Source organism: Streptomyces sp. NPDC048352, from assembly GCF_040651895.1.
Classification (GTDB): Bacteria; Actinomycetota; Actinomycetes; order Streptomycetales; family Streptomycetaceae; genus Streptomyces.
The window spans coordinates 99,157-118,261 of the sequence record NZ_JBEZKZ010000012.1 but is presented as its reverse complement, the minus strand read 5'-3'; the positions used below and the strand labels follow the sequence as shown (position 1 = coordinate 118,261).

Annotated in this window: 18 protein-coding genes; 9 read left to right on the top strand and 9 right to left on the bottom strand. The window is 74.5% G+C overall.

Annotation, left to right across the window (positions count from 1 at the left end):
- Window positions 1-1,175: MFS transporter (locus AB0D45_RS09760; protein ID WP_362456590.1), on the bottom strand; the 1,175-nt coding region annotated here is incomplete at its 3' end.
- A gap of 38 nt (window positions 1,176-1,213) precedes the next feature.
- The gene (locus AB0D45_RS09755; RefSeq protein ID WP_362456566.1) at window positions 1,214-1,828 is read right to left on the bottom strand and encodes a TetR/AcrR family transcriptional regulator; all 615 of its coding nucleotides are present in this window, start codon (window positions 1,826-1,828) and stop codon (window positions 1,214-1,216) included.
- 135 nt (window positions 1,829-1,963) lie between these two features.
- Between AB0D45_RS09755 and AB0D45_RS09750 the strand changes: the two genes are divergently transcribed.
- The 3 genes from AB0D45_RS09750 to AB0D45_RS09740 all read left to right on the top strand — a co-directional run bounded on the left by AB0D45_RS09750 (window position 1,964) and on the right by AB0D45_RS09740 (window position 5,411).
- Window positions 1,964-2,317 (top strand): PRC-barrel domain containing protein, encoded by a 354-nt coding sequence (locus AB0D45_RS09750; protein WP_362456563.1) that lies wholly within the window; start codon window positions 1,964-1,966, stop codon window positions 2,315-2,317.
- Window positions 2,318-2,378: 61 nt separating this feature from the next.
- Window positions 2,379-3,296: an oxidoreductase gene (locus AB0D45_RS09745; RefSeq protein ID WP_362456560.1), complete on the top strand. Its 918-nt coding sequence runs from the start codon at window positions 2,379-2,381 to the stop codon at window positions 3,294-3,296.
- A 57-nt stretch (window positions 3,297-3,353) separates the two neighbouring features.
- Complete coding sequence (locus AB0D45_RS09740) at window positions 3,354-5,411, top strand: prolyl oligopeptidase family serine peptidase (protein WP_362456558.1); 2,058 nt, start codon at window positions 3,354-3,356, stop codon at window positions 5,409-5,411.
- A 43-nt stretch (window positions 5,412-5,454) separates the two neighbouring features.
- On the opposite strand, the gene AB0D45_RS09735 is transcribed toward AB0D45_RS09740, so the two are convergent.
- From AB0D45_RS09735 to AB0D45_RS09725, 3 genes are all read right to left on the bottom strand, one after another.
- Window positions 5,455-7,524, bottom strand: coding sequence for a SpoIIE family protein phosphatase (locus tag AB0D45_RS09735; protein ID WP_362456555.1), 2,070 nt, complete (start codon window positions 7,522-7,524; stop codon window positions 5,455-5,457).
- Between the two features lie 213 nt (window positions 7,525-7,737).
- On the bottom strand, window positions 7,738-8,235 hold the full coding sequence (locus tag AB0D45_RS09730) for a hypothetical protein (protein WP_362456552.1): 498 nt from the start codon (window positions 8,233-8,235) through the stop codon (window positions 7,738-7,740).
- Between the two features lie 199 nt (window positions 8,236-8,434).
- The gene (locus AB0D45_RS09725) at window positions 8,435-8,686 is read right to left on the bottom strand and encodes a hypothetical protein (protein WP_362456549.1); all 252 of its coding nucleotides are present in this window, start codon (window positions 8,684-8,686) and stop codon (window positions 8,435-8,437) included.
- A 151-nt stretch (window positions 8,687-8,837) separates the two neighbouring features.
- Here AB0D45_RS09725 and AB0D45_RS09720 point away from each other — a divergent pair, with 151 nt between their 5' ends.
- Window positions 8,838-9,575, top strand: coding sequence for an SOS response-associated peptidase (locus AB0D45_RS09720; protein WP_361609578.1), 738 nt, complete (start codon window positions 8,838-8,840; stop codon window positions 9,573-9,575).
- 59 nt (window positions 9,576-9,634) lie between these two features.
- Here AB0D45_RS09720 and AB0D45_RS09715 read toward each other — a convergent pair whose 3' ends face one another.
- Both AB0D45_RS09715 and AB0D45_RS09710 read right to left on the bottom strand, forming a co-directional pair.
- The gene (locus AB0D45_RS09715; protein ID WP_362456547.1) at window positions 9,635-10,261 is read right to left on the bottom strand and encodes an HAD family phosphatase; all 627 of its coding nucleotides are present in this window, start codon (window positions 10,259-10,261) and stop codon (window positions 9,635-9,637) included.
- A gap of 4 nt (window positions 10,262-10,265) precedes the next feature.
- Entirely contained in the window at window positions 10,266-11,021 is a 756-nt protein-coding gene (locus tag AB0D45_RS09710; protein ID WP_362456544.1) for a DeoR/GlpR family DNA-binding transcription regulator, read from the bottom strand.
- A 72-nt stretch (window positions 11,022-11,093) separates the two neighbouring features.
- Here AB0D45_RS09710 and AB0D45_RS09705 point away from each other — a divergent pair, with 72 nt between their 5' ends.
- The 3 genes from AB0D45_RS09705 (at window position 11,094) to AB0D45_RS09695 (ending at window position 13,740) form a co-directional block, all read left to right on the top strand.
- On the top strand, window positions 11,094-12,278 hold the full coding sequence (locus AB0D45_RS09705; protein WP_362456542.1) for an MFS transporter: 1,185 nt from the start codon (window positions 11,094-11,096) through the stop codon (window positions 12,276-12,278).
- A 137-nt stretch (window positions 12,279-12,415) separates the two neighbouring features.
- A complete protein-coding gene (locus AB0D45_RS09700; RefSeq protein ID WP_362456540.1) occupies window positions 12,416-13,207 on the top strand; it encodes a class I SAM-dependent methyltransferase in 792 nt (263 codons plus the stop codon).
- A gap of 167 nt (window positions 13,208-13,374) precedes the next feature.
- Complete coding sequence (locus AB0D45_RS09695) at window positions 13,375-13,740, top strand: hypothetical protein (RefSeq protein WP_362456538.1); 366 nt, start codon at window positions 13,375-13,377, stop codon at window positions 13,738-13,740.
- Window positions 13,741-13,802: 62 nt separating this feature from the next.
- On the opposite strand, the gene AB0D45_RS09690 is transcribed toward AB0D45_RS09695, so the two are convergent.
- Window positions 13,803-15,704, bottom strand: coding sequence for a helix-turn-helix domain-containing protein (locus AB0D45_RS09690; RefSeq protein WP_362456536.1), 1,902 nt, complete (start codon window positions 15,702-15,704; stop codon window positions 13,803-13,805).
- A 16-nt stretch (window positions 15,705-15,720) separates the two neighbouring features.
- The gene (locus tag AB0D45_RS09685) at window positions 15,721-17,076 is read right to left on the bottom strand and encodes an MFS transporter (RefSeq protein WP_362456533.1); all 1,356 of its coding nucleotides are present in this window, start codon (window positions 17,074-17,076) and stop codon (window positions 15,721-15,723) included.
- 398 nt (window positions 17,077-17,474) lie between these two features.
- Between AB0D45_RS09685 and AB0D45_RS09680 the strand changes: the two genes are divergently transcribed.
- A complete protein-coding gene (locus AB0D45_RS09680) occupies window positions 17,475-17,981 on the top strand; it encodes a hypothetical protein (RefSeq protein WP_362456530.1) in 507 nt (168 codons plus the stop codon).
- Window positions 17,982-18,383: 402 nt separating this feature from the next.
- Window positions 18,384-18,854: a hypothetical protein gene (locus AB0D45_RS09675; RefSeq protein ID WP_362456527.1), complete on the top strand. Its 471-nt coding sequence runs from the start codon at window positions 18,384-18,386 to the stop codon at window positions 18,852-18,854.
- Window positions 18,855-19,105: the final 251 nt, after the last annotated feature.

The following is a 19,105-nucleotide window of genomic DNA, read 5'->3' as shown; positions in this document are numbered from 1 at the left end:
CCGGAGCCGGCGCCGGCACCCGCCGCGACGGCGATGCCCAGGCTCGGCCCCACGTTCATGGCGGTCTGCTTCAGCCCGCCCACCACCCCCGCGCACCCGGGCGGTGCGTCGCCGACCACGGTCCCGGTGGCGGTGACCATCACCGCCCCGAAACCGGCCCCCAGCACCCCGAACGCCGGCCCGCCGCACGCCTCCAGGCCCGCGATGCCCAGCACCACCAGCGCCGTCCCCGCGAGCGCGGTCCGCCGCGGCCCGTACCGGCGCAGCGCCGCCTGCGCCACCGGCGCCCCGGCCACCATCAGGGCGGTCAGCGGGAGCACCCGGACCCCGGTGGCGAGCGGCCCGAGGCCCCGTACGTCCTGGAGCAGGAACGTCGCCGTGAACAGCGCCCCGAACATGCCGGCCGACACGGCCAGCAGCAGCGCCATGGAGGCCGCCACGGGCCGCGACCGCGCCACGGCCGCGGGCACCAGCGGCAGCTGCGCGCGCCGCTCGCCCCGTACGAACAGCGCCCCCAGCCCGGCGGCCGCCCCGCAGCCCAGCAGCGTCGGCGCGGCCGTCCACCCGTACTGCGGTACGCCGGCCAGCGCGTGCACCGCCGCCGCCAGAGCGGCCGCGAGCAGCACGGGACCCGCCGGACCCAGCCGCCCGGGCTCCCGGTGCCGCGGGGCGGGCACCCGTACGGCGAGCGCCAGGGCGGCGACCAGCAGTGCCGCCGGCACGTTGACCGCGAACACGGCCCGCCAGCCCCACTGCGCGACCAGCACCCCGCCCAGCAGCGGCCCCGCAGCCGCGGCCACCCCGATCGCACCGGTCCGCACCGCCACCGCCCGGCCCAGCCGCTCCCCCGGGTACGCCAGCCGCAGCAGGGCGAGCGTCGCGGGCTGCAACAGCGCCCCGAACAGCCCCTGTAGGGCGCGCAGCGCGATCACCCAGCCGACCCCGGGCGCGAACGCGATCCCCGCCGAAGCGGCGGCGAAGCCGAGCACCCCCGTCAGCAGCAGCCGGGTGTGCCCGTACCGGTCCCCGAGGCGCCCGGCGACGACGAGGAAGGCGGCGACGGCGAGCAGGTACGCGGTGCTCGTCCACTGGACCTCCGCCACCCCCGCCCCCAGATCGCGGCGCAGGGCGGGCTGCACCACGATCAGCACCGTGCCGTCGAGGGCGACGAGCATGGCCCCGCCGACGCCGGCCAGCAGCGCGAGCCGCGCCCTCACGCCGCCGCCGTCCCGAGGTGGGCGTCCACCACGGCGTCCACCAGCGCGTCCACGGGCGGGCCGGAGTCCCCGGTCGCGTCGGCCCCGAGGACCAGGGGCAGGCTGCCGTATCCCCACAGCTGCGCCACCCCGTGCAGCCCCGCCCACAGCGCGGCCGCCGTCACCTCGGGCTCGGCCGCCCCGCACGCGCCGACCAGCCGGGTCAGCAGCGTGAACAGCGGCAGGGTCTGCTCCCGCAGCCGCGGCGCCCCCGAGGGCTCCCGGCCGGTGCTGTCCAGCAGGTCGTGGCGGAACATCAGCTCGAACATCCCGCGCTGCTCCAGGGCGTAGCCCACGTACGCCCGGCCGAGCGCCCGCACGTGCTCCCGGGGCGCGGGCCGCGCCGCGCCGGCCGCGAGGAAGCGGGTGCCGAGGTCGCCGAAGCCGCGCCGGGCGATGGCCGACAGCAGTGACTGGTGGGTGGGGAAGTAGCGCCGCGGCGCGCCGTGGGAGACGCCGGCGCGGCGGGCGATCTCGCGCAGGCCGAGGGAGCCGGTCCCCTCGCTCGTGACCAGTTCCACTCCGACGTCGATCAGCCGCTCGCGCAGCGACCCATCCGGTTCATTCGCCATAGACACTGTCTACCAGGTTGCGTAGACAGTGTCTACCGACTGCGCCGGGTTTCCGTACCGGCCGACGGGTAGGCGCAGGCCAGGGGGGCAGGGACAGTCAGAGGTCGGGCAGGGTGCAGTCAGAGGGAGGCCGTCATGGGAACCGGGATCTGGGGCTACGGCCACCGGTCGGGCTACGCGCCCGGCACCGACCTCGTCGGCTACAAGGTCGACGCGGCCGACGGACCCATCGGCAAGGTCGACCGGCACACGGACGACGTGGCCCGCTCCTACCTCGTCGTCGACACCGGCCCGTGGATCTTCGGCCGCAAGGTCGTCATACCGGCCGGCTTCGTGGCGCGCGTCGACGCCGAGGCCCGGGCCGTGCACCTCACCTGCACCCGGGACCAGGTCAAGGACTCACCCGACTACGAGCAGAACGGGCGCCACGAGGACGAGCCGGGCTTCGTCCGGCAGATCGAGACGTACTACTCCGACCCGCACATGTGAGAGGGGTGCGGCGGGCGAAAGCCCCTGGCGGCGGACCCGCCGCCCGGGAGATCATCTTCGGATGACCACAGAGACGATCACCGCATCCGCGTCGGGCACGTGGACCCTCGGAGACATGAAGGTCAACCGCATAGGCTTCGGCAGCATGCGGCTGACGCAGAACGGTGCCGCGCTCCAGGCCGGCGGCCCGTCCGGCGACCGGGACCGGGCCATCGCCGTCCTGCGCCGCGCCGTGGAACTCGGCGTGAACCACATCGACACCGCGGCCTTCTACTTCTCCCCGCTCCGCTCCGCCAACGAGCTGATCAACAGCGCCCTCGGCGGCCCCTACCCCGACGACCTGGTCATCGCCACCAAGGTCGGCCCCGCCCGCGACGCCTCGGGGGAGTGGACGAGGCACGCCGTCGCGGCCGAGCTGCGCGGCCAGGTCGAGGAGAACCTGCGCCAGCTCGGCCGCGACCACCTCGACGTGGTCAACCTGCGCGTCCTGCCCGACCACCCCGACTTCGCCGAACGCTTCGCGGCCCTGGCGGAACTGCGCCGGGCCGGGCTCATCCGCCACCTCGGCGTCTCCAACGTCACCCCCGAGCAGCTCGCCGAGGCCCGGGCCATCGCGCCCGTCGTCTGCGTGCAGAACATGTACGGCATCGGCGTGCGGCCCGAGTACGACGACTTCGTACGGCACTGCGGGGAACAAGGCATCGCCTTCGTGCCCTTCTACGCGATCGCCGCCGCCGGCCGAGAGGGCGGCGCGGGCGCCTCCGAGAGCGAGGAAGTGCTCGCCGTGGCCCGCGCCCACGGGGCGAGCCCGGCGCAGGTACGCCTCGCCTGGACCCTCCAGCGGGGACCCCACGTCCTGGCCATCCCGGGCACCGGCAACCCGGACCACCTGCTCGACAACGTCGCCGCCGGCGCCCTGCACCTCACCGACGACGACCTGGCACTCCTCGAAGGCGTCCACCGCGCCGCCGCCCAGTAGCGCGCCGACGGGCCGGGCCGGCGCCGCAGGCCCGGCCGCGTCCGGCACAATCGGCGGATGAGCGAAGAGACCCCCGCCGGCTCCGGCAGCCCCTGCGACCACGACCCCTACCTGTGGCTGGAAGACGTGGACGGCGAGGCCGCGCTCTCCTGGGTCCGGGAGCGCAACGCCGAGACGGTCGCCGCGCTGACCACCGCCCCGGGCTTCAAGGTGCTGGAGCGCGAGGTGCGCGAGGTCCTCGACGACGGCGGACGCATCCCCTACGTGGTCCGGCGCGGCCGCCACCTCTACAACTTCTGGCAGGACGCGGACCGGCTGCGCGGGGTCTGGCGGCGCACCACCCTGGAGGAGTACCGCACCGAGCGGCCGGCCTGGGAGACCGTCCTCGACCTCGACGCGCTCGCCGAGGCCGAGGGCGAGAAGTGGGCCTGGGCCGGCAGCGCCGTGCTGGGCCCCGAGCACCGCCACGCCCTGGTGATGCTGTCCCGCGACGGCGCCGACGCCTGCGTGGTGCGCGAGTTCGACCTCACGACGCTGGAGTTCGTCGGGGGCGGCTTCACCGTCGAGGAGGCCAAGACCCGGGTCGACTGGATCGACGCCGACCACCTGTGGATCGGCACCGACTTCGGCCCCGGCTCCATGTCCCCCTCCGGCTACCCCCTCCAGGTCCGCCGCTGGCGCCGCGGCACCCCCCTCGCCGAAGCCGAGCGGGTCTACGAGGGCCGGCCGGACGACCTGTCCGCCACCGGCTGGCACGACGACACACCCGGCTTCGAGCGGGACTTCGTGTCCCGGCAGATCGACTTCTGGAACCAGGAGCTGTTCCTGCTCCCCGAGGACCCCGCCGCACCGCCCGAGAAGATCGACGTACCGGACGACGCCGTCGCCGGCATCCACCGCCAGTGGCTGGTCGTCCAGCCGCGCACCCCCTGGCTGGGCCATCCCGCGGGCAGCCTGCTCGCCTTCGACCTCCAGGCGTACCGCGCGGGCGGCCGCGAGGCCGCCGTCCTGTTCACCCCGGACGAGCGCACCGCCCTCGCCGGCTACAGCTGGACCCGCAACCACCTCCTGCTGCGCACCCGCGCCGACGTCTCCTCCCGCCTGGAACTGCTCACCCCCGGCCCGGACGGCTGGAGCCGCGCCCCGCTGGACGGCGTACCGCCGCTGTCCACGGCGTCGGTGGTGTGCACCGACCCGGACGAGAGCGACGAGTACTTCCTCGACGTCACCGGCTACCTCCAGCCCTCCACCCTCTACCGCGGGGAGGCCGGGTCCGCCGGCGGCCAGGCCCTCAAGCAGGCGCCCGCCCTCTTCGACACCGCCGGGCTCCGCGTCCGCCAGTACTTCGCCACCTCCCCCGACGGCACCCGCGTCCCGTACTTCGTGGTCGGCCCCGAGGACCGCCCCGGCCCCGGCCCGACCCTGCTCTACGGCTACGGCGGATTCGAGATCTCCATGGTCCCGCAGTACAGCGCGGTCACCGGCCGGGCCTGGCTCGCGCGCGGAGGGACGTACGTGGTCGCCGGCATCCGGGGCGGCCGCGAGTACGGGCCCGCCTGGCACCAGGCCGCCCTCGGCGCGCACCGCGTCCGGGCCTTCGAGGACTTCGCCGCCGTCGCCCGCGACCTCACCGCGCGCGGCATCACCACCCCCGCCCAGCTGGGCATCGAGGGCGGCAGCAACGGCGGCCTCCTGATGGGCGCGATGCTCACACGCGACCCGGAGCTGTTCGGCGCCGTCGTCGCGCACGTCCCGCTGCTGGACATGCTCCGCTTCCACAAGCTCCTCGCCGGAGCCAGCTGGACCGCCGAGTACGGCAACCCGGACGACCCCGCCGACCGGCCCCACCTCGAGCGGATCTCCCCGTACCACCGCATCCGCGCCGACGGCCCCCCGTACCCGCCGCTGCTGCTGCTCACCTCCACCCGGGACGACCGCGTCCACCCCGGCCACGCCCGCAAGGCGGCCGCCCGGCTCCGGGAGCTGGGGCATCCCGTCCTCTTCCACGAGCACATCGGCGGCGGCCACGCCGGCGCCACCGACCACCAGCAGACCGCCTTCAACGAGGCGCTCGTGCACACCTTCCTCTGGGAGCGGCTCACCCCGCGGACGTGACCTCACCGCCCGCCTCCGGAGGCGGGCGCCCCCGCGTGACCGCTCAGGCGTGGGCGCGGGCGATCAGCAGGGCGACGTCGTCGTGCGTGTCGGGGCGGCGCAGGGCCGACAGCAGCAGGTCGCAGGTCTCCTCGATGGGGCGGTGGGGGCCGGCCAGGAGGTCCGTCAGCGTCAGCAGGCGGGTGTCGATGTCCTGGTCCCGGGTCTCGACGAGCCCGTCGGTGTACAGCACCAGCTCGTCACCCTTGCCCAGGGCCACGGCGGTGGTGCTGAAGGGGACCCCGCCCACGCCCAGCGGCACCGCGGTCGGCAGGCGCAGCAGCCGCGGAGGGCGGCCGTTGCGCAGGTGCACCGGCGGCAGGTGGCCCGCGGTGGAGATGTGGCACAGCCGGGTGTGCGGGTCGTAGACGGCGTACACGCAGGTGGCCATCGCGTCGCCGAGGTCGCCCGTCGCCGCGTCGAGGTGGGTCATGACCATGGCCGGGTCGAGGCCGAGACGGCCCAGCGCGCGTGCGGTGGCGCGCAGCTGCCCCATCGTCGCCGCGGCGTTGATGCCGCTGCCCATCACGTCTCCGACGACCAGCGCCGTCCGGTCACCCGTCAGGGGGATGACGTCGAACCAGTCACCGCCGGTCTCGTCGGCGGCGCCGGCCGGCTGGTACCGGTAGGCGATGTCCAGTCCGGGGGCCGCCGGGGGGTGCTGGGGCAGCAGGTGGCGCTGGAGGGCGAGCGCGGCGTGGCGCTGGCGCTGGTACCAGCGGGCGTTGTCGATGGAGACGGCCGCGTGCGCGGCGAGTTCGGAGGCGAGCAGCACGTCGTCCGGGCCGAACGGCACGGGGTTGCGGGCCCGCTTGAGGTCGAGGGTGCCCAGCACCTGGCCGCGGGCGATCAGCGGCACCGCGAGGTAGGAGTGCACCCCCGCCTCGCCCAGCAGCCGGGCCGCGTCCTCGTCACGGGCGATGCGGGGCAGGTCCTCGGGCCGCACGTGCGGGACGAGCTCGGGCCGGGCGGTGCGGGCGCAGCGCGCCACCAGCCGCTCGGGGCGGTACGACGCCACGTCGCCGACGGGGTCGGCGGCCTCCTCCGCGGGGGTGCGGTAGGCCGCCTTCACCGCGAGCGCCCGGAACCGTACGCCCCCGTCGTCGGCGGCCTCGCCGGGCCTCGGGCCCGTCAGGATGGTGTCGAGGACGTCCACGGCGGCGATGTCGGCGATCTCCGGGACGGCGACGTCGGCCAGCTCCCGGGCGGTGATGTCCAGGTCGAGGGTGGTACCGATGCGCACCGAGGCGTCCGCGATCAGGGCGAGGCGCCGGCGGGCGTGGGCGGCGGACACGGCCGCCCGGTGCTGTTCGGTCACGTCCACCACCGACACCGCGACGCCGATCACCCGCGCGGCCTGGTCCTCCAGCCGGTAGACCGACACCAGCCAGGCCCGCTCGCCGGAGTCCTCGGAGATCTGGCCGGTGGTGAACTGGTCCAGCACCGGCACGCCGGTCGCCAGGACCTCCCGCATCCGGGCCTCGACCGCCGCCCCGTCCAGGAAGGGCAGGAGGTCGCTGATCCGCTGCCCGAGGTGCTGCTCGGCCGACAAGCCGTTGATGCGTTCCAGAGCCGGGTTGACCAGCACGTACCGCAGGTCGGTGTCGAGGACGGCCAGGCCGATGGGGGACTGGTCGACCATGCGCAGCGACAGCGCCAGGTCCCGTTCCACGCGGCGCAGGGTGGCCTGCTCGGAGGCCAGGCCCAGCGCGTAGAGCCGTCCGTTGGACGCCTGGAGGCGCATGTTGCGGAACTCCACGAGCACGCTGTGGCCGTCCCGGTGGCGCACGGGGAAGGATCCCGCCCAGGTGCCCTTGCCCCACATCACCCGGGTGAACAGCTCCAGGACCTCCTCGCGGTCCGGCGCCTCCACCAGCAGCGACGCCGCGTACTGCCCCAGCGCCTCCTGCGCGGTGTACCCGAAGAGCGCCTCGGCCTGCGGGCTCCACAGGCTGATCCGGCCCTCGGCGTCCAGGACCACCGCGGCCACCCCGAGCACGTCGAGCAGGCCCCCCGCCGCCGGAGATCCCGCTCCGGGGCCGTCGGTCGGCGGGTCGGGCTGCGCATCGGCCATCACCGGCCTCCTCACCCGGGCGGACTCCCCACCATGCTCATGCCCCGTCCCGGCCCCGGCGACCCGGCCGCGGCCATCGGGTGGCGGTACCGCCACCCGGGGAGTCGGGGCCGCATGCGGCGAGCAGCCCGGCGGCCCGCCTTTTCCCGGGCGGGTGCCTCCCCGCCGCCGGCCGGGGACGGCGGGGAGGCACCGGCCGGCGCCGGCCGGGTGTCAGTGGAACAGCATGGACGCGCCGCCGGCCGCGGTGGTCACGGATCCCGGGCACAGGAAGCTGCCGGAGGCCTTGGTGGCGGTGAAGGCCCGGTTGACGTACTTCCTGCTCGTCCCGTCCCGGTCCCACGTGATGTTCGTGGCCTTGTAGCGGCACGATATGAAGCTCTGCTGTCCGGTGATGTCGATCAGGTCGGTACGGGCGGTGGCGCCGGCGTCGTCGAAGGTGAAGGCCGGGTTGTTGTTGAGGGTGGCGGTGATGCCGCCGTCGCAGGCCAGGTTGCCGCCGGGCCTGTTGATGCTGGTGCGGTCGACGGTGAGGGCGCTGGGGGGATTGGCGCTGGTGCGGGCGTTGGTCCAGGTACAGGTGTTGCCCGCGACGACGATGACGCCGTCGGCCTTCTGGTCCGCGGTGGTGCCGAAGGCGGCGGCGCTCGTGACACCGCCGGCCGTGGCCGCGAGGGCCAGTGCGGCGACGGCGAGTTTCGCACGGTGCATCATGTCGCTCCTCTGTGACACGTCCTTGTGGGGGTGTGGTGCGAGGGCGGTGCGGAGTGCGCCACGGAGCGTGTCACAGCGGTCCTGAGATGTCATGTGCACATCAGCGATTGGCCGGAATGCGGCGCCGACCGAGGGGGATCGGGTATCGGAGGTTCGGGCGATCGGGGGATCGGGGATTCGGGGATTCGGGGGAGCGTCAGGGGATGTCGGTGTCGGCCGGTTCGGCCTCGTAGACGTGCGGGGCGTCCCCCTGCCACTCGATCGCCTCGGGAGCGCCGCCGAGCACCACCTCGTCGGGGTCCGGCACCTCGGCCCGGCGCAGGAACTCGATCACGTCCGCGTCGGTGTGCGCGGTGCCCAGCACCGTGTCGCGGTCCTGGACGCGGACGGTGACCCGGCGGCCGCCCGAGGGGGAGATGCGGTGGACGACGATCGGCGCGTGCTCCATGCCTCCACCCTGGAGCCGGTCCGCCGCCCACGCATCCGGGCCCGCCACCGGGGCGGCCGACCGCGGCGGCCGCCGGCGCTGCGAACGCCCCCGGCTGTCGTCCCGCACGGCCTGGGCGCATACCGGGGGCGCGCGTGGCAGGCTGGACGGCATGTGCGGCCGTTACGTCTCCACCCGCAGCCCCGACGACCTGACGGGCCTCTTCGAGGCGACCGGGCCCAGCCCCGACCTCGTGCTCCCGCCCAGCTGGAACGTCGCCCCGACCGACCCGGTATGGGCGGTGCTGGAGCGCGCCGACCGGGAGAGCGGGGTCCTGGAGCGGCAGCTGAGGCCGCTGCGGTGGGGGCTCGTCCCGTCCTGGTCGAAGGGCCCGGGCGGCGCGGCGAAGATGATCAACGCCAGGGTCGAGACGGTCGGTGAGAAGCCCGCCTACCGCCGGGCCTTCGCCAAGCGCCGCTGCCTGCTGCCGGCCGACGGCTTCTACGAATGGCAGTCCGTCCCGGCGGCCGGCTCCGCGAAGGCGTACAAGCAGCCGTACTTCATCAGCCCGCAGGACGGCACGGTGATGGCGATGGCGGGCCTGTACGAGTTCTGGCGCGACCCGGCCGTCGCCGACGAGGACGACCCGGCCGCCTGGTGGGCGACCTGCACCGTCATCACCACCGAGGCCGCGGACGCCGCCGGCCGCGTCCACCCCCGGATGCCGCTGGCCCTCGCCCCCGCCGACTACGACGCCTGGCTCGATCCCGCCCACCAGGACCCCCACGCCCTGCGCGCCCTCCTCGCCACCCCCGCCGGCGGCCGCCTGGAGGTCCGCGCGGTCACCACGGCGGTCAACAGCGTGCGCAACAACGGCCCCGAGCTCCTGGAAGACGCCCGGGCCTCCTGATCCACCGTCCCTCGGACGGCGGGGCGGCCCGGCTGTCGCGGCGGCGGACCCGCGGGCGTTCAGCGCGGGCCGGTGCGGTCCGCCGGGCGGCCCGGTACGAGCGCCTCGCGCAGCGCGGCCGCCGAGGTGAAGCGGTGGCCGCGGATGCCGAGGGCGCGGGCGGCGTCGACGTTCTCCTGCCGGTCGTCGACGAACAGGACCTCGCCGGGCGCCGCGTCCAGCGCCCGCAGGCACCACGCGTAGGCGCCGGCCGCCGGTTTGGCATGGCCGATCCGGCACGACAGGCCCCGCACCCGGAAGTGCGCGAGCCAGGGGTGGTGGCGTTCGTAGTAGACGGCGAGTTCCTCCGGGATGTTCGACAGCAGGGCGATCCGCCGCCCGGCCGCGGCCAGTTCCCCGACCAGGTCCACCATCTCCGCGTCCACCGCGCTCCAGCTCGCGACGTCGGCCTCCACGAGCGAGGCGGCCTTCCGTGCGCCGAACCGGGTGCCGAGCGCGTCGCCCACCCGCCGCCAGTACTCCGGTCCGCCGACCTCGCCGCGGTCGTAGGGCGGACGCAGCGCCCAGTAGGCCTCCCAGAACACCGCCCCGGGGACACCGGCCGTCGTGACGAGGCGCTCCTTCCCGGCCGGTGACTGGTGGCGGGCTATGACGCCGAACAGGTCGAAGAGCACGACGGCGTCCATGGCCTCACACCTTCCGTACGGTGACGCCGGCGGCGGCGAGCGCGTCGGTCTGCTCCTGCGGCGCCGCCTGGTCGGTGACGACCGCGTGCAGCGCCGAGGCGGGCAGCACGTGCGCGAGGGCGGTGCGCGCGAGCTTCGCGGACTCCGTGACGGCGATGACCCGGCGCGCCGAGGCGATTGCGGCGCGCTTGACGGCGGCGTCGGCCAGGTCGTAGGCGGTCAGGCCGTGCTCCGCGCTCAGGCCGCAGCAGCCGATGACGGCGGTGTCGAAGCGCAGGGCGGCGAGGGAGGCTTCGGTCAGCGGCCCGGTGAGGGCGAGTTCGCCCCGGCGCGGCGCCCCGCCCGGCAGCAGCAGCGTCAGGCGGGGCGCGTCGGCGAGGGCGTTGGCGGCGTGCAGGGACAGCGGCATGACGGTGAGCCGGCGGTGGTGCAGGGCGCGGGCCACCTCCAGGCAGGTGGTGCCGCTGTCCAGGACGACCGATTCCCCGTCCGCCAGCAGGGCCGCGACCTCGGCGGCGAGGCGCCGCTTGGTGTCCAGCCCGTCCCGGGCGCGCAGCGGGAAGGGCGTCTCCTCCCCGCGCAGCAGCAGGCTCCGCGCGCCGCCCCGGTAGCGCTCGAGGACCCCTTGGTCGGCCAGGGCCTCCAGGTCGCGGCGGATGGTCATCTCGGAGGCGCCCGTGAGCTCCGCGAGCTCCGCGACGCTGCGGCTGCCGCTCGTACGAACGGCGTCGCTGATCTGCCTCAGACGGTCTGCACTCATACCCGGATTGAACATCTCGCGTGTTCAAAACGCAAGTTCCGCACATCGTTGATGTTTGTTACGTTCGTTTCCATGCCATCCTTCGCACACGTCGCCCCTCTGCCCGCCCGCCTGCCCCGAGCGCGGCGGGCCACCTTCGCCTACTTCGCCCTCAACGGATTCGCCATGGGCATGTGGGTCGTCCACCTCCCCGTGGTGCAGCAGCGCACCGGCGTCGGCCACGCCCTGCTCGGCTGGCTCCTGCTCCTCCTCGGAGCCGGCGCCTACACCGGCATGCGGGTCGCCGGACCGCTCGCCGACCGCTTCGGCGCCACCGCGGCCGTCCCCGCCGGCGCGGCCCTGTGCACCACCGCCCTGGTGGCGCCGGCCCTGGCCGGCGACGCCCCGTCGCTCGGCGCCGCGCTGCTGCTGCTCGGATTCGGCAACGGCTGCCTCGACGTCGCGATGAACGCCCACGCCGTCCAGGTCGAACGCGGCTACGGGCGCCCGGTCATGTCCGCCTTCCACGCCGTGTTCTCCCTCGGCGGCGCCCTCGCCGCCCTGACCGGAGCGTTCACCCTGCACCTCGGCCTGCCCGCCGCCGTCACCCTCGGGACCACCGCCCTGGGCGGCCTCCTCCTCGCGCTCCTCGCCGCCCCCGCCCTGCTGGAGCGCGATCCCCGACCGGCCGCGCCCGCGGCGGCCCGCTCCGCCCGCCGGGCCTCCCCGCGCATCCGGATGCTGGCGGTACTCGCCTTCCTGCTCATGCTTTGCGAGGGCGTGGCCAATGACTGGAGCGCGCTCCACCTGGAGGACTCCCTCGGCGCACCCGCCGCCACGGCCGCGCTCGCCTACGGGGCCTTCGCCACCGCCATGACCGCCGGGCGGCTCTGGACGGACCGGCTGACGGCACGCACCGGCCCCGTCGCGGTCCTGCGGTACGGAGCCGCCCTCGCCGCGGCCGGGCTGGCCCTGGCCGTCGCCGCGCCCGGCGTCCCGGCGGCCCTGGCCGGCTGGACCCTCTTCGGCGCGGGCCTCTCCGGCTGCGTCCCCCAGCTCTTCAGCGCCGCGGGCCACGCGGACCCGGAGGCGGCCGGCGCCAACGTCTCCCGGGTCGCGGGCCTCGGCTACCTCGGCATGCTCGCCGGCCCGGCGGTGATCGGCCCCCTGACCCGCCTCGTACCGCTCGGGCCGGCCCTGCTGCTGCCCGTGGCCTGCTGCGCCTTCGCCGCCCTCGCCGCCCGCACCCTGCGGCCGGTCCCCTCCGGCGCCCGGTAAGGCTCGGCCGATGGTGTCCGCGAGGGAGCCGTGCAGCGCGCGGACGAGGTAGCCGTGCAGCGCCCGCCCGAGCTCGCGGACGGCCCAGGCCGTGTCGTGACCCCGCCCGGGGGCGGACGCGGGTCGATAGTGGGGCTGTGAGCGACTCGGCGCGGGACACCGGGGACGCGGGCGGCGCCGGGGCGGCCGCCTGGTCCGGGAGTGAGGGAGCGCGGGCCTTCGCCGCGCTGGAAGCGGCCACGGACTGGCTGCTCGGCTATCCGTTCGTCTTCCGGGAGCTGTCCGCGCGGATCGGGCCCGGCGCCGTCCTCGTGGACTACGGGTGCGGTCCGGGCGCGGTGGCCGGCCACGCCGCCCAGCTGCTCGGGGCGCGGGTGGTGGGGGTCGACACCTCGCCCGAGATGCTGGACCTGGCCCGGGCCTCGGACACCGGGGCGGCGGAATACCACCTGGTGCGGGACGGCCGGGTGGCAGCCCTGGCCGACGGCAGCGCCGACGCGGTCATGTGCAGCCACGTGCTCGCCTCGCTGCCCGACGAGGAGGCGGTGCTGGACGTGTTCCGGGAGGTCCGCCGGCTGCTGCGGCCCGGCGGCCCGTTCGTCCTGCTGGCCACCGACCCCGCGTGCACCGGCGAGGAGTACGCCTCCGTGCGGATCGGCGACCCGGGCGCGGTGTACGCGCCGGGCCGGGAGCTGACCGTACGGCTGCGGCGCACCGACGGCTCCTGGCAGGAGGTGCGCAACCACGCGTGGCCAGCCGGTCTGCTGCCCGGACTCCTCGAGCGGGCCGGCTTCCGGGACACCGTCCAGCACCGCCCGACCGTGGAGGAGGCGCGGGAGGTGGCCGAACCGGGGCTGGTGCGCAGCCGCCCGTGGACGGCCGAACGGGTCCGGCCCCCGCTGGTGGTCACCATCGCGTCGGCCGCCTGAACCGGCCCGGCAACCGTCGACCGAACGGGTGTATGTACGGCAATAATTCGACTTCTGAGGTATCGCGTCGAAAGTCAGACAATCCTGTGACTCATATGGCAGCCTTCTGCGCACGGCGGGGCGCGAAGGCGTCCGGCCGTGACCGGGGAGGTCACATGCGTGGATCAATGCTGCGTAAAAGCCGTGCGGTGCTGACGGGCTCGCTGATGGCGCTCGGCGTCGTCGGCCTCAGCGCCGCACCGGCCAGTGCCTGGACGGGAGGGAACGTCTGGGTCAACTTCGGCAGCTGGAACTGCCCGGCCGGCGGTTCCGTCGTCGGCGTGTACTGGGGGGTGGACGCCTACTCGAGCGGCCCGGCCACCGGGGACTGGGGGGACAACGTCATCTACCCGCGCGTGCGGGTGGGTTCGGGGGCGTACAACACCCTGAGCTACCAGACGGTGTGCAAGAAGTGGGGCTGGTACACCTACCGCGGTGTGGTGAGCCAGCGGACGCTGACCCCGTACAAGTCGGGTCTCAGCTACACCTACTGAGCCCTGCGGACCGTCGAAGGACAGCGGCGGCGCCCCCTTCCCGGGGGCGCCGCCGTTCGCGCTCAGGAAGGAGCCGGCCCCGTGGCCGTCGGTGCCGACACCTGGTGCAGCCGCAGGGCCAGTTGGAGTTCCAGGCAGCGGTCGGGGGACTGCCAGTCGGGCCCGAGGAGACGGCCGATCCGGTCCAGGCGCTGCACCACCGTGTTCACGTGGACGTGGAGGGCTTCCTTCGCCCTCGCCTGGCTCATGCCGGTGGCGAAGTAGACCCGCAGCGTGCGCACGAGGTCGCTGCCGCGCCGGGCGTCGTAGTCCAGGACCGGCCCCAGCGTGGCCCGTACGAAGCCCGACAGGTCCGGCCGGTCCCCCAGCAGCACCCCGAGGAACCCCAGGTCCGCCAGGGTGCTCCCGTCGCCGGCGCGGCCCAGGGCGCGCAGCGTCGACAGGCAGCGCAGCGCCTCCGCGTGCGCGGCCGGCAGCCCGGCCGCGCTGCCGCCGGCCCGCGCCGCGCCCACCGTCACGGGCGCCCCCACGTTCCGGCCCAGCGCCGCGGCGAGGCGGGCGGCGTCGGCGCCGGTGTCCTCGGAGGGGGCCAGCAGCACGGCGTGGTCGTGGTGGACCCCGGCCAGGCCCCGGCGTTCACGGGCGTGGTGCGCGGCGGCCGTGAGCAGGCGGGGGCGCGGAACGGCGTCGCTGTGCAGGACGAACAGGGCGTGGGGGCGGTCCAGGTCCACGCCCAGGCGCCGGGCCCGCACGGCCAGGCTCCCGGGATCGGCCGACGGGCTCAGCAGGTCCCCGAGCAGCTCTCCCCGTATCCGGTCCTCGGTCTGCGCCACCGTACGGCTCAGGAGCAGCAGCAGGGCCGTCACCATGGCGGCCCGCTCGAACAGGCGCCGCCCCGCCTCGTCCAGGCCGGGGCGGCCCGTCAGCGTGATGCTGCCCAGGAGTTCGGGCCCGGCCAGGACCGCGCACACCCAGGTGCCGCCCTCCGCGACCGCCCGGCCGCCCGACCGGGACGCGGCGACGGCCCCGGCCGGCGGCGGGCAGGGCCCGGCCTGCGCGCGGGCCAGCTCCGCCCCGCCGGCGTCGTGGATGAGCGTGCCGCCCTCCAGCAGCGCGCCGATCGCCGCCGCCACCTCGGCGATGTCCCCGCCGCGCAGCACGAGGCCCGTGAGCCGGTCGTGCGCCTCCTCCGCCCGGCGCAGCGCGTCGCTGTTCGCCTGGATGGTGCGCGAGGCGGCGCCCAGTTCGGCCAGCGCCCTGCGGGTCTCCTCCAGCAGCCGGGCCCCGTCGATGGCGATGGCGGCGTGGTCGGCGAGCGAGGACAGCAACGCCACCTCGCGCGGGCTGAACTCGCGCGGGCTGCGGTCGGCGGCGAAGAGCACGCCGATCACCTTCGGGCCCAGGCGCAGCGGGACGCCCAGGATGGCGTGGAGGTCCTCTTCGCCGACGGCCCCGTCGATGGGGGCGGTGTGCCGGAACCGGGGATCGCGCTGGTAGTCGCCGGTGGCGTACGGGCGGGCCGTCTGGGCGACGAGCCCGCCGAGCCCCTCGCCCATGCCCAGGCGCAGCTGCTGGAACGCGGCCGACACCGATCCGTCGGTCACCCGCATGTAGGTGTCGCCCGCCGCGTCGTCGTTCAGCGACAGGTACGTGACGTCCGTGTGCAGCAGCTGCTTGGCGCGGTGCGTGATGGCACGCAGCACCGCGTCCAGGTCGCGCAGCGCGGCGAGGTCCCCGGCCGTGTCGAACAGCGCGGTCAGCTCCGCCTCCCGGGTGCGGTGCTGGACCAGCGTCCGGTGTATCTCCAGGGCCACCCCGGTCGCCTCGTCGAGGGCGGCCAGCTCGGCGTCGCCGGCACCGGCGGCGCGGGCGGCCGCCGCCGGCCGGGCGAACTCCTCCGCCGGCGCCCCCTGGGCCAGCAGGCCGAGCAACTCCCGTACGCCTTCCGTCACGGGGGTGAGCATACGGGCGCGGCCCCGCTCAGCCCTTGACGGGGACGGGAGGGGCCGTACGGGCGGGCCGGTCGAGGCTGCGGCCGCGGGTCTCGCGGGCGGCCAGGGCGGTCGCGGCGGTGATCAGCGCCGCCGCGCAGACGTAGACGGAGACCGGCACGGAGGACCCGTACTCCTTGAGCAGTTCCACGGCGATGACGGGGGCCAGGGCGCCGCCGATGATGGACGCGACCTGGGATCCCATGGAGGCCCCCGAATAACGGACGCGGGTGTCGAACATCTCCGAGATGAACGCCGCCTGCGGACCGTACATCGCACCGTGCAGCAGCAGCCCGGCGGTGACCGCGGCGGCGATCACCGGGAAGGAACGGGAGTCCAGCAGGGCGAAGAAGGCGAACGCCCAGCCCGCCATGCCGACCGAGCCGACGAGCGTGACGGCACGGCGGCCGATCCGGTCCGACAGGGCGCCCCACAGCGGGATCGTCACGAAGTGCACCGCCGAGCCGATCAGTACGGCGTTCAGGGCGTCGCCCTTGGGCAGGTGGAGGTGGACGGTGACGTAGACGAGCAGGAAGGCCGTGAGCACGTAGTACGAGACGTTCTCGCCCAGGCGCACGCCGATCGCGGTGAGCACGCCCCGCCGGCCCGTGCGCAGCACCTCGACCACCGGCGGCCGCTGCCGGACCCCCGCCGCCTCCTCCGCCTCGGCCCTGGCCCGCGCCTCGAGGAACGCCGGCGACTCCGACACCGAGACCCGTATCCACAGCCCGACGACCACCAGCACCCCGGAGAGCAGGAACGGCACCCGCCACCCCCAGGCGAGGAACGCCTCGTCCGACTGGACGGCCGCCAGCAGCGCCAGCACCCCGGTGGCCAGCAGGTTCCCGCCGGGAGCGCCGGCCTGCGGCCAGGACGCCCAGAACCCCCGGTGCCGGTCGTCCCCGTGCTCGGCGACGAGCAGCACCGCACCGCCCCACTCGCCCCCGAGCGCGAAGCCCTGCACCAGCCGCAGCACGGTCAGCAGCACGGGCGCGGCGGCGCCGACGCCGGCGTGCGTCGGCAGCAGCCCAATGGCGAAGGTGGCCCCGCCCATCATCAACAGGCTCACCACGAGCAGCCGCTTGCGCCCGATCCGGTCGCCGTAGTGCCCGAACACGACCCCGCCGAGCGGCCGCGCGGCGAATCCGACGGCGTAGGTGAGGAACGCCAGCAGGGTCCCGACGAGGGGATCGCTGGCGGGGAAGAACAGCGTGTTGAACACCAGGGCGGCGGCGGACCCGTAGAGGAAGAAGTCGTACCACTCGATGGTGGTCCCGACGAGACTCGCGGCGACGACTCTCCTGATGCTGCCGGGGTGCGATGACGGTGTGGCAGAGGCGGCCATGAGTACCACTTCCGGACGGGGGCGGGGACGATTCGATGTCGCCACACCATAGGAACGCCCAGGTCAGCGGCACATGGTGGCCGCAACCACACTTCCGGCCCGCAGGATGTGCCCCTCAGCCATGCCGCCTGCCGAGGGGGCCCGAAAGGACCTCTGTCGGCCCCGAATCCAGCCCCGCCAAGAATGCCTAATGTGGGGCATTTTGACGCCGTGGTGCTGACTCCCGTGCTGGTTCGGTGCTGGTTGCGCAGGCTCGAACTCCGACAATCGGCGCGGATGGGGGCCGCAGCCTTGTCGCTTGACGGCGACCGGCAGGCCCGCCGTGAGCGCATGCCGGCACGGTCGGACACCCCCCGCGCCACGCGCAGTCGGTACCGACTCTGCTGTCCGGACCTCTCATGGGCGAGAAGAGCCGGCTTACGGCCCTGGACCACCTGGCCGGCCCTGCATTCTTGATCTGCGTGATCACCGGTAGCGCCACCTTCTCCCGGTCTGCCGCCTTCTTCGGCCGTGACGGCCAACGCGGTCAACGACGGCGAAGTCTGGGTGACGAGCGTCTTGCTGAGGCTCGCTTTCGGCCCGTTGGGGTGCTGCTCTCCGCTGCGACCCAGGCAGCTCGCGCGTACCTGGAAACAGAGGCGGCGCCCTCCCTACTGGACGCACCCCGGATCAAGGTGCACCGCGTCGAGCGCGTCATCCGCAAGGCCTGGCGGCCCTGCAACGGCGGGCCCAGACGGCACCAGCACCGCGAGCTGAAACTGCACGCTGCGAAAGTGGTGATGGCGTTGCGGCTCGCCGAAGCCCAACAGGACATCGAGCCGGGGCCTGCGTTGAAGGAGATGACGCGGATCTTGGTCACCGTGGCCGAGAGATACGCGGAAGGCGAGGTCGGCGAAGATCTCTGAGGAGAAATGCCTGGCCGCAACCCAGCCTGGCGCCGCCCACAACCACACCGGCCGCAGCCCGCGGTCGGCACCTCGACTCTCCACCCTGCAAACCATTCCGAAAGCTGGGGCGGGTCCGCCCAACAACTCCCGCCGTATGTCCGTCGTCACGGCCTCCGGAGTACGGGTCGCCCACCCGGTCTTCCAACGGCTCGAGGAGGCCGGATTGGTGGTACGAGACACCTCCCGCCTCCTCCGCGCCGGACAGCCCGTCTCGCTCACGGACAGCGGGCGTACGACGGTGACCGGCGCAGCCCGCCCTGCGGCCACGACCGCACCCGCGGGCCCGATGGGCTCCTGGTCGGCGGCACCCACACGGTCCCGCTGACCTACCGGTTCCCTTGCAGACACGAAATGAGCTGAATGCCGCGAACCGGCTACCGGCCTGACTTCCGACCCGACGGCTTCGAACCCGTCAATGACCGCGCATACGAGGCGTTCTGGGATCACATCGACTCGGACCGCGACTCGATGACCACGCTCGCCGCCCACCACAGCCCCGATGACCGCCACAGCTACTACGTGATCCACAACGGCGCCGTCACGTGGGGAGTCCCAGGCGAACCGCAGCTGGTCGCCCTATGCCTCGAACGAGACATCCCAGCCAAGGTGTACAGCTTCGAGCACGCCACGCTGCCGCTTCCGGCGATGGCCCAGTCCTGGCTCATCAAGCGCGGCTGCCCCGCCGAGGCCATCGCCTCGACTCGCCCTGCTCCGCAGCTCCTTGAGAATCTCCTGCGCGTCGAACAGGAGCGGATCTCGCAGGGCTGGTCTGCGGCCATGGGCCGGCCCGGCTCCTCTCCAACCCGTTACCGACCCCGCCTGAAGACGTGAACGTGCATGATCTCGCCGATCTCCACTGCACGGTCCGGCCTCGCTGAGGGGAGGGACGACCGTACCCGGGGCGCGGACGTGATCGCTGCCCGACCGGCGAGGACGCTGCGGTGTCTCACCTGACCGGTCGACGTGCCGTAACGGGTGCTCAGGCGCGTGGAATTGAGTCGTGTGGGTGACCCCTCCGGTACGCCGGGAGGTGGCCGGGACGAGGCTGTTCAACCTTAGGGCAAGCGTCCAGGAGCGTCCGC

Coding starts and splice junctions, on each gene's coding strand:
- AB0D45_RS09755 (WP_362456566.1), bottom strand. CDS start 1,828: ATGGCGAATGAACCGGATGGGTCGCTGCGCGAGCGGCTGATCGACGTC.
- AB0D45_RS09750 (WP_362456563.1), top strand. CDS start 1,964: ATGGGAACCGGGATCTGGGGCTACGGCCACCGGTCGGGCTACGCGCCC.
- AB0D45_RS09745 (WP_362456560.1), top strand. CDS start 2,379: ATGACCACAGAGACGATCACCGCATCCGCGTCGGGCACGTGGACCCTC.
- AB0D45_RS09740 (WP_362456558.1), top strand. CDS start 3,354: ATGAGCGAAGAGACCCCCGCCGGCTCCGGCAGCCCCTGCGACCACGAC.
- AB0D45_RS09735 (WP_362456555.1), bottom strand. CDS start 7,524: ATGGCCGATGCGCAGCCCGACCCGCCGACCGACGGCCCCGGAGCGGGA.
- AB0D45_RS09730 (WP_362456552.1), bottom strand. CDS start 8,235: ATGCACCGTGCGAAACTCGCCGTCGCCGCACTGGCCCTCGCGGCCACG.
- AB0D45_RS09725 (WP_362456549.1), bottom strand. CDS start 8,686: ATGGAGCACGCGCCGATCGTCGTCCACCGCATCTCCCCCTCGGGCGGC.
- AB0D45_RS09720 (WP_361609578.1), top strand. CDS start 8,838: ATGTGCGGCCGTTACGTCTCCACCCGCAGCCCCGACGACCTGACGGGC.
- AB0D45_RS09715 (WP_362456547.1), bottom strand. CDS start 10,261: ATGGACGCCGTCGTGCTCTTCGACCTGTTCGGCGTCATAGCCCGCCAC.
- AB0D45_RS09710 (WP_362456544.1), bottom strand. CDS start 11,021: ATGAGTGCAGACCGTCTGAGGCAGATCAGCGACGCCGTTCGTACGAGC.
- AB0D45_RS09705 (WP_362456542.1), top strand. CDS start 11,094: ATGCCATCCTTCGCACACGTCGCCCCTCTGCCCGCCCGCCTGCCCCGA.
- AB0D45_RS09695 (WP_362456538.1), top strand. CDS start 13,375: ATGCTGCGTAAAAGCCGTGCGGTGCTGACGGGCTCGCTGATGGCGCTC.
- AB0D45_RS09690 (WP_362456536.1), bottom strand. CDS start 15,704: ATGCTCACCCCCGTGACGGAAGGCGTACGGGAGTTGCTCGGCCTGCTG.
- AB0D45_RS09685 (WP_362456533.1), bottom strand. CDS start 17,076: ATGGCCGCCTCTGCCACACCGTCATCGCACCCCGGCAGCATCAGGAGA.
- AB0D45_RS09680 (WP_362456530.1), top strand. CDS start 17,475: ATGGGCGAGAAGAGCCGGCTTACGGCCCTGGACCACCTGGCCGGCCCT.
- AB0D45_RS09675 (WP_362456527.1), top strand. CDS start 18,384: ATGCCGCGAACCGGCTACCGGCCTGACTTCCGACCCGACGGCTTCGAA.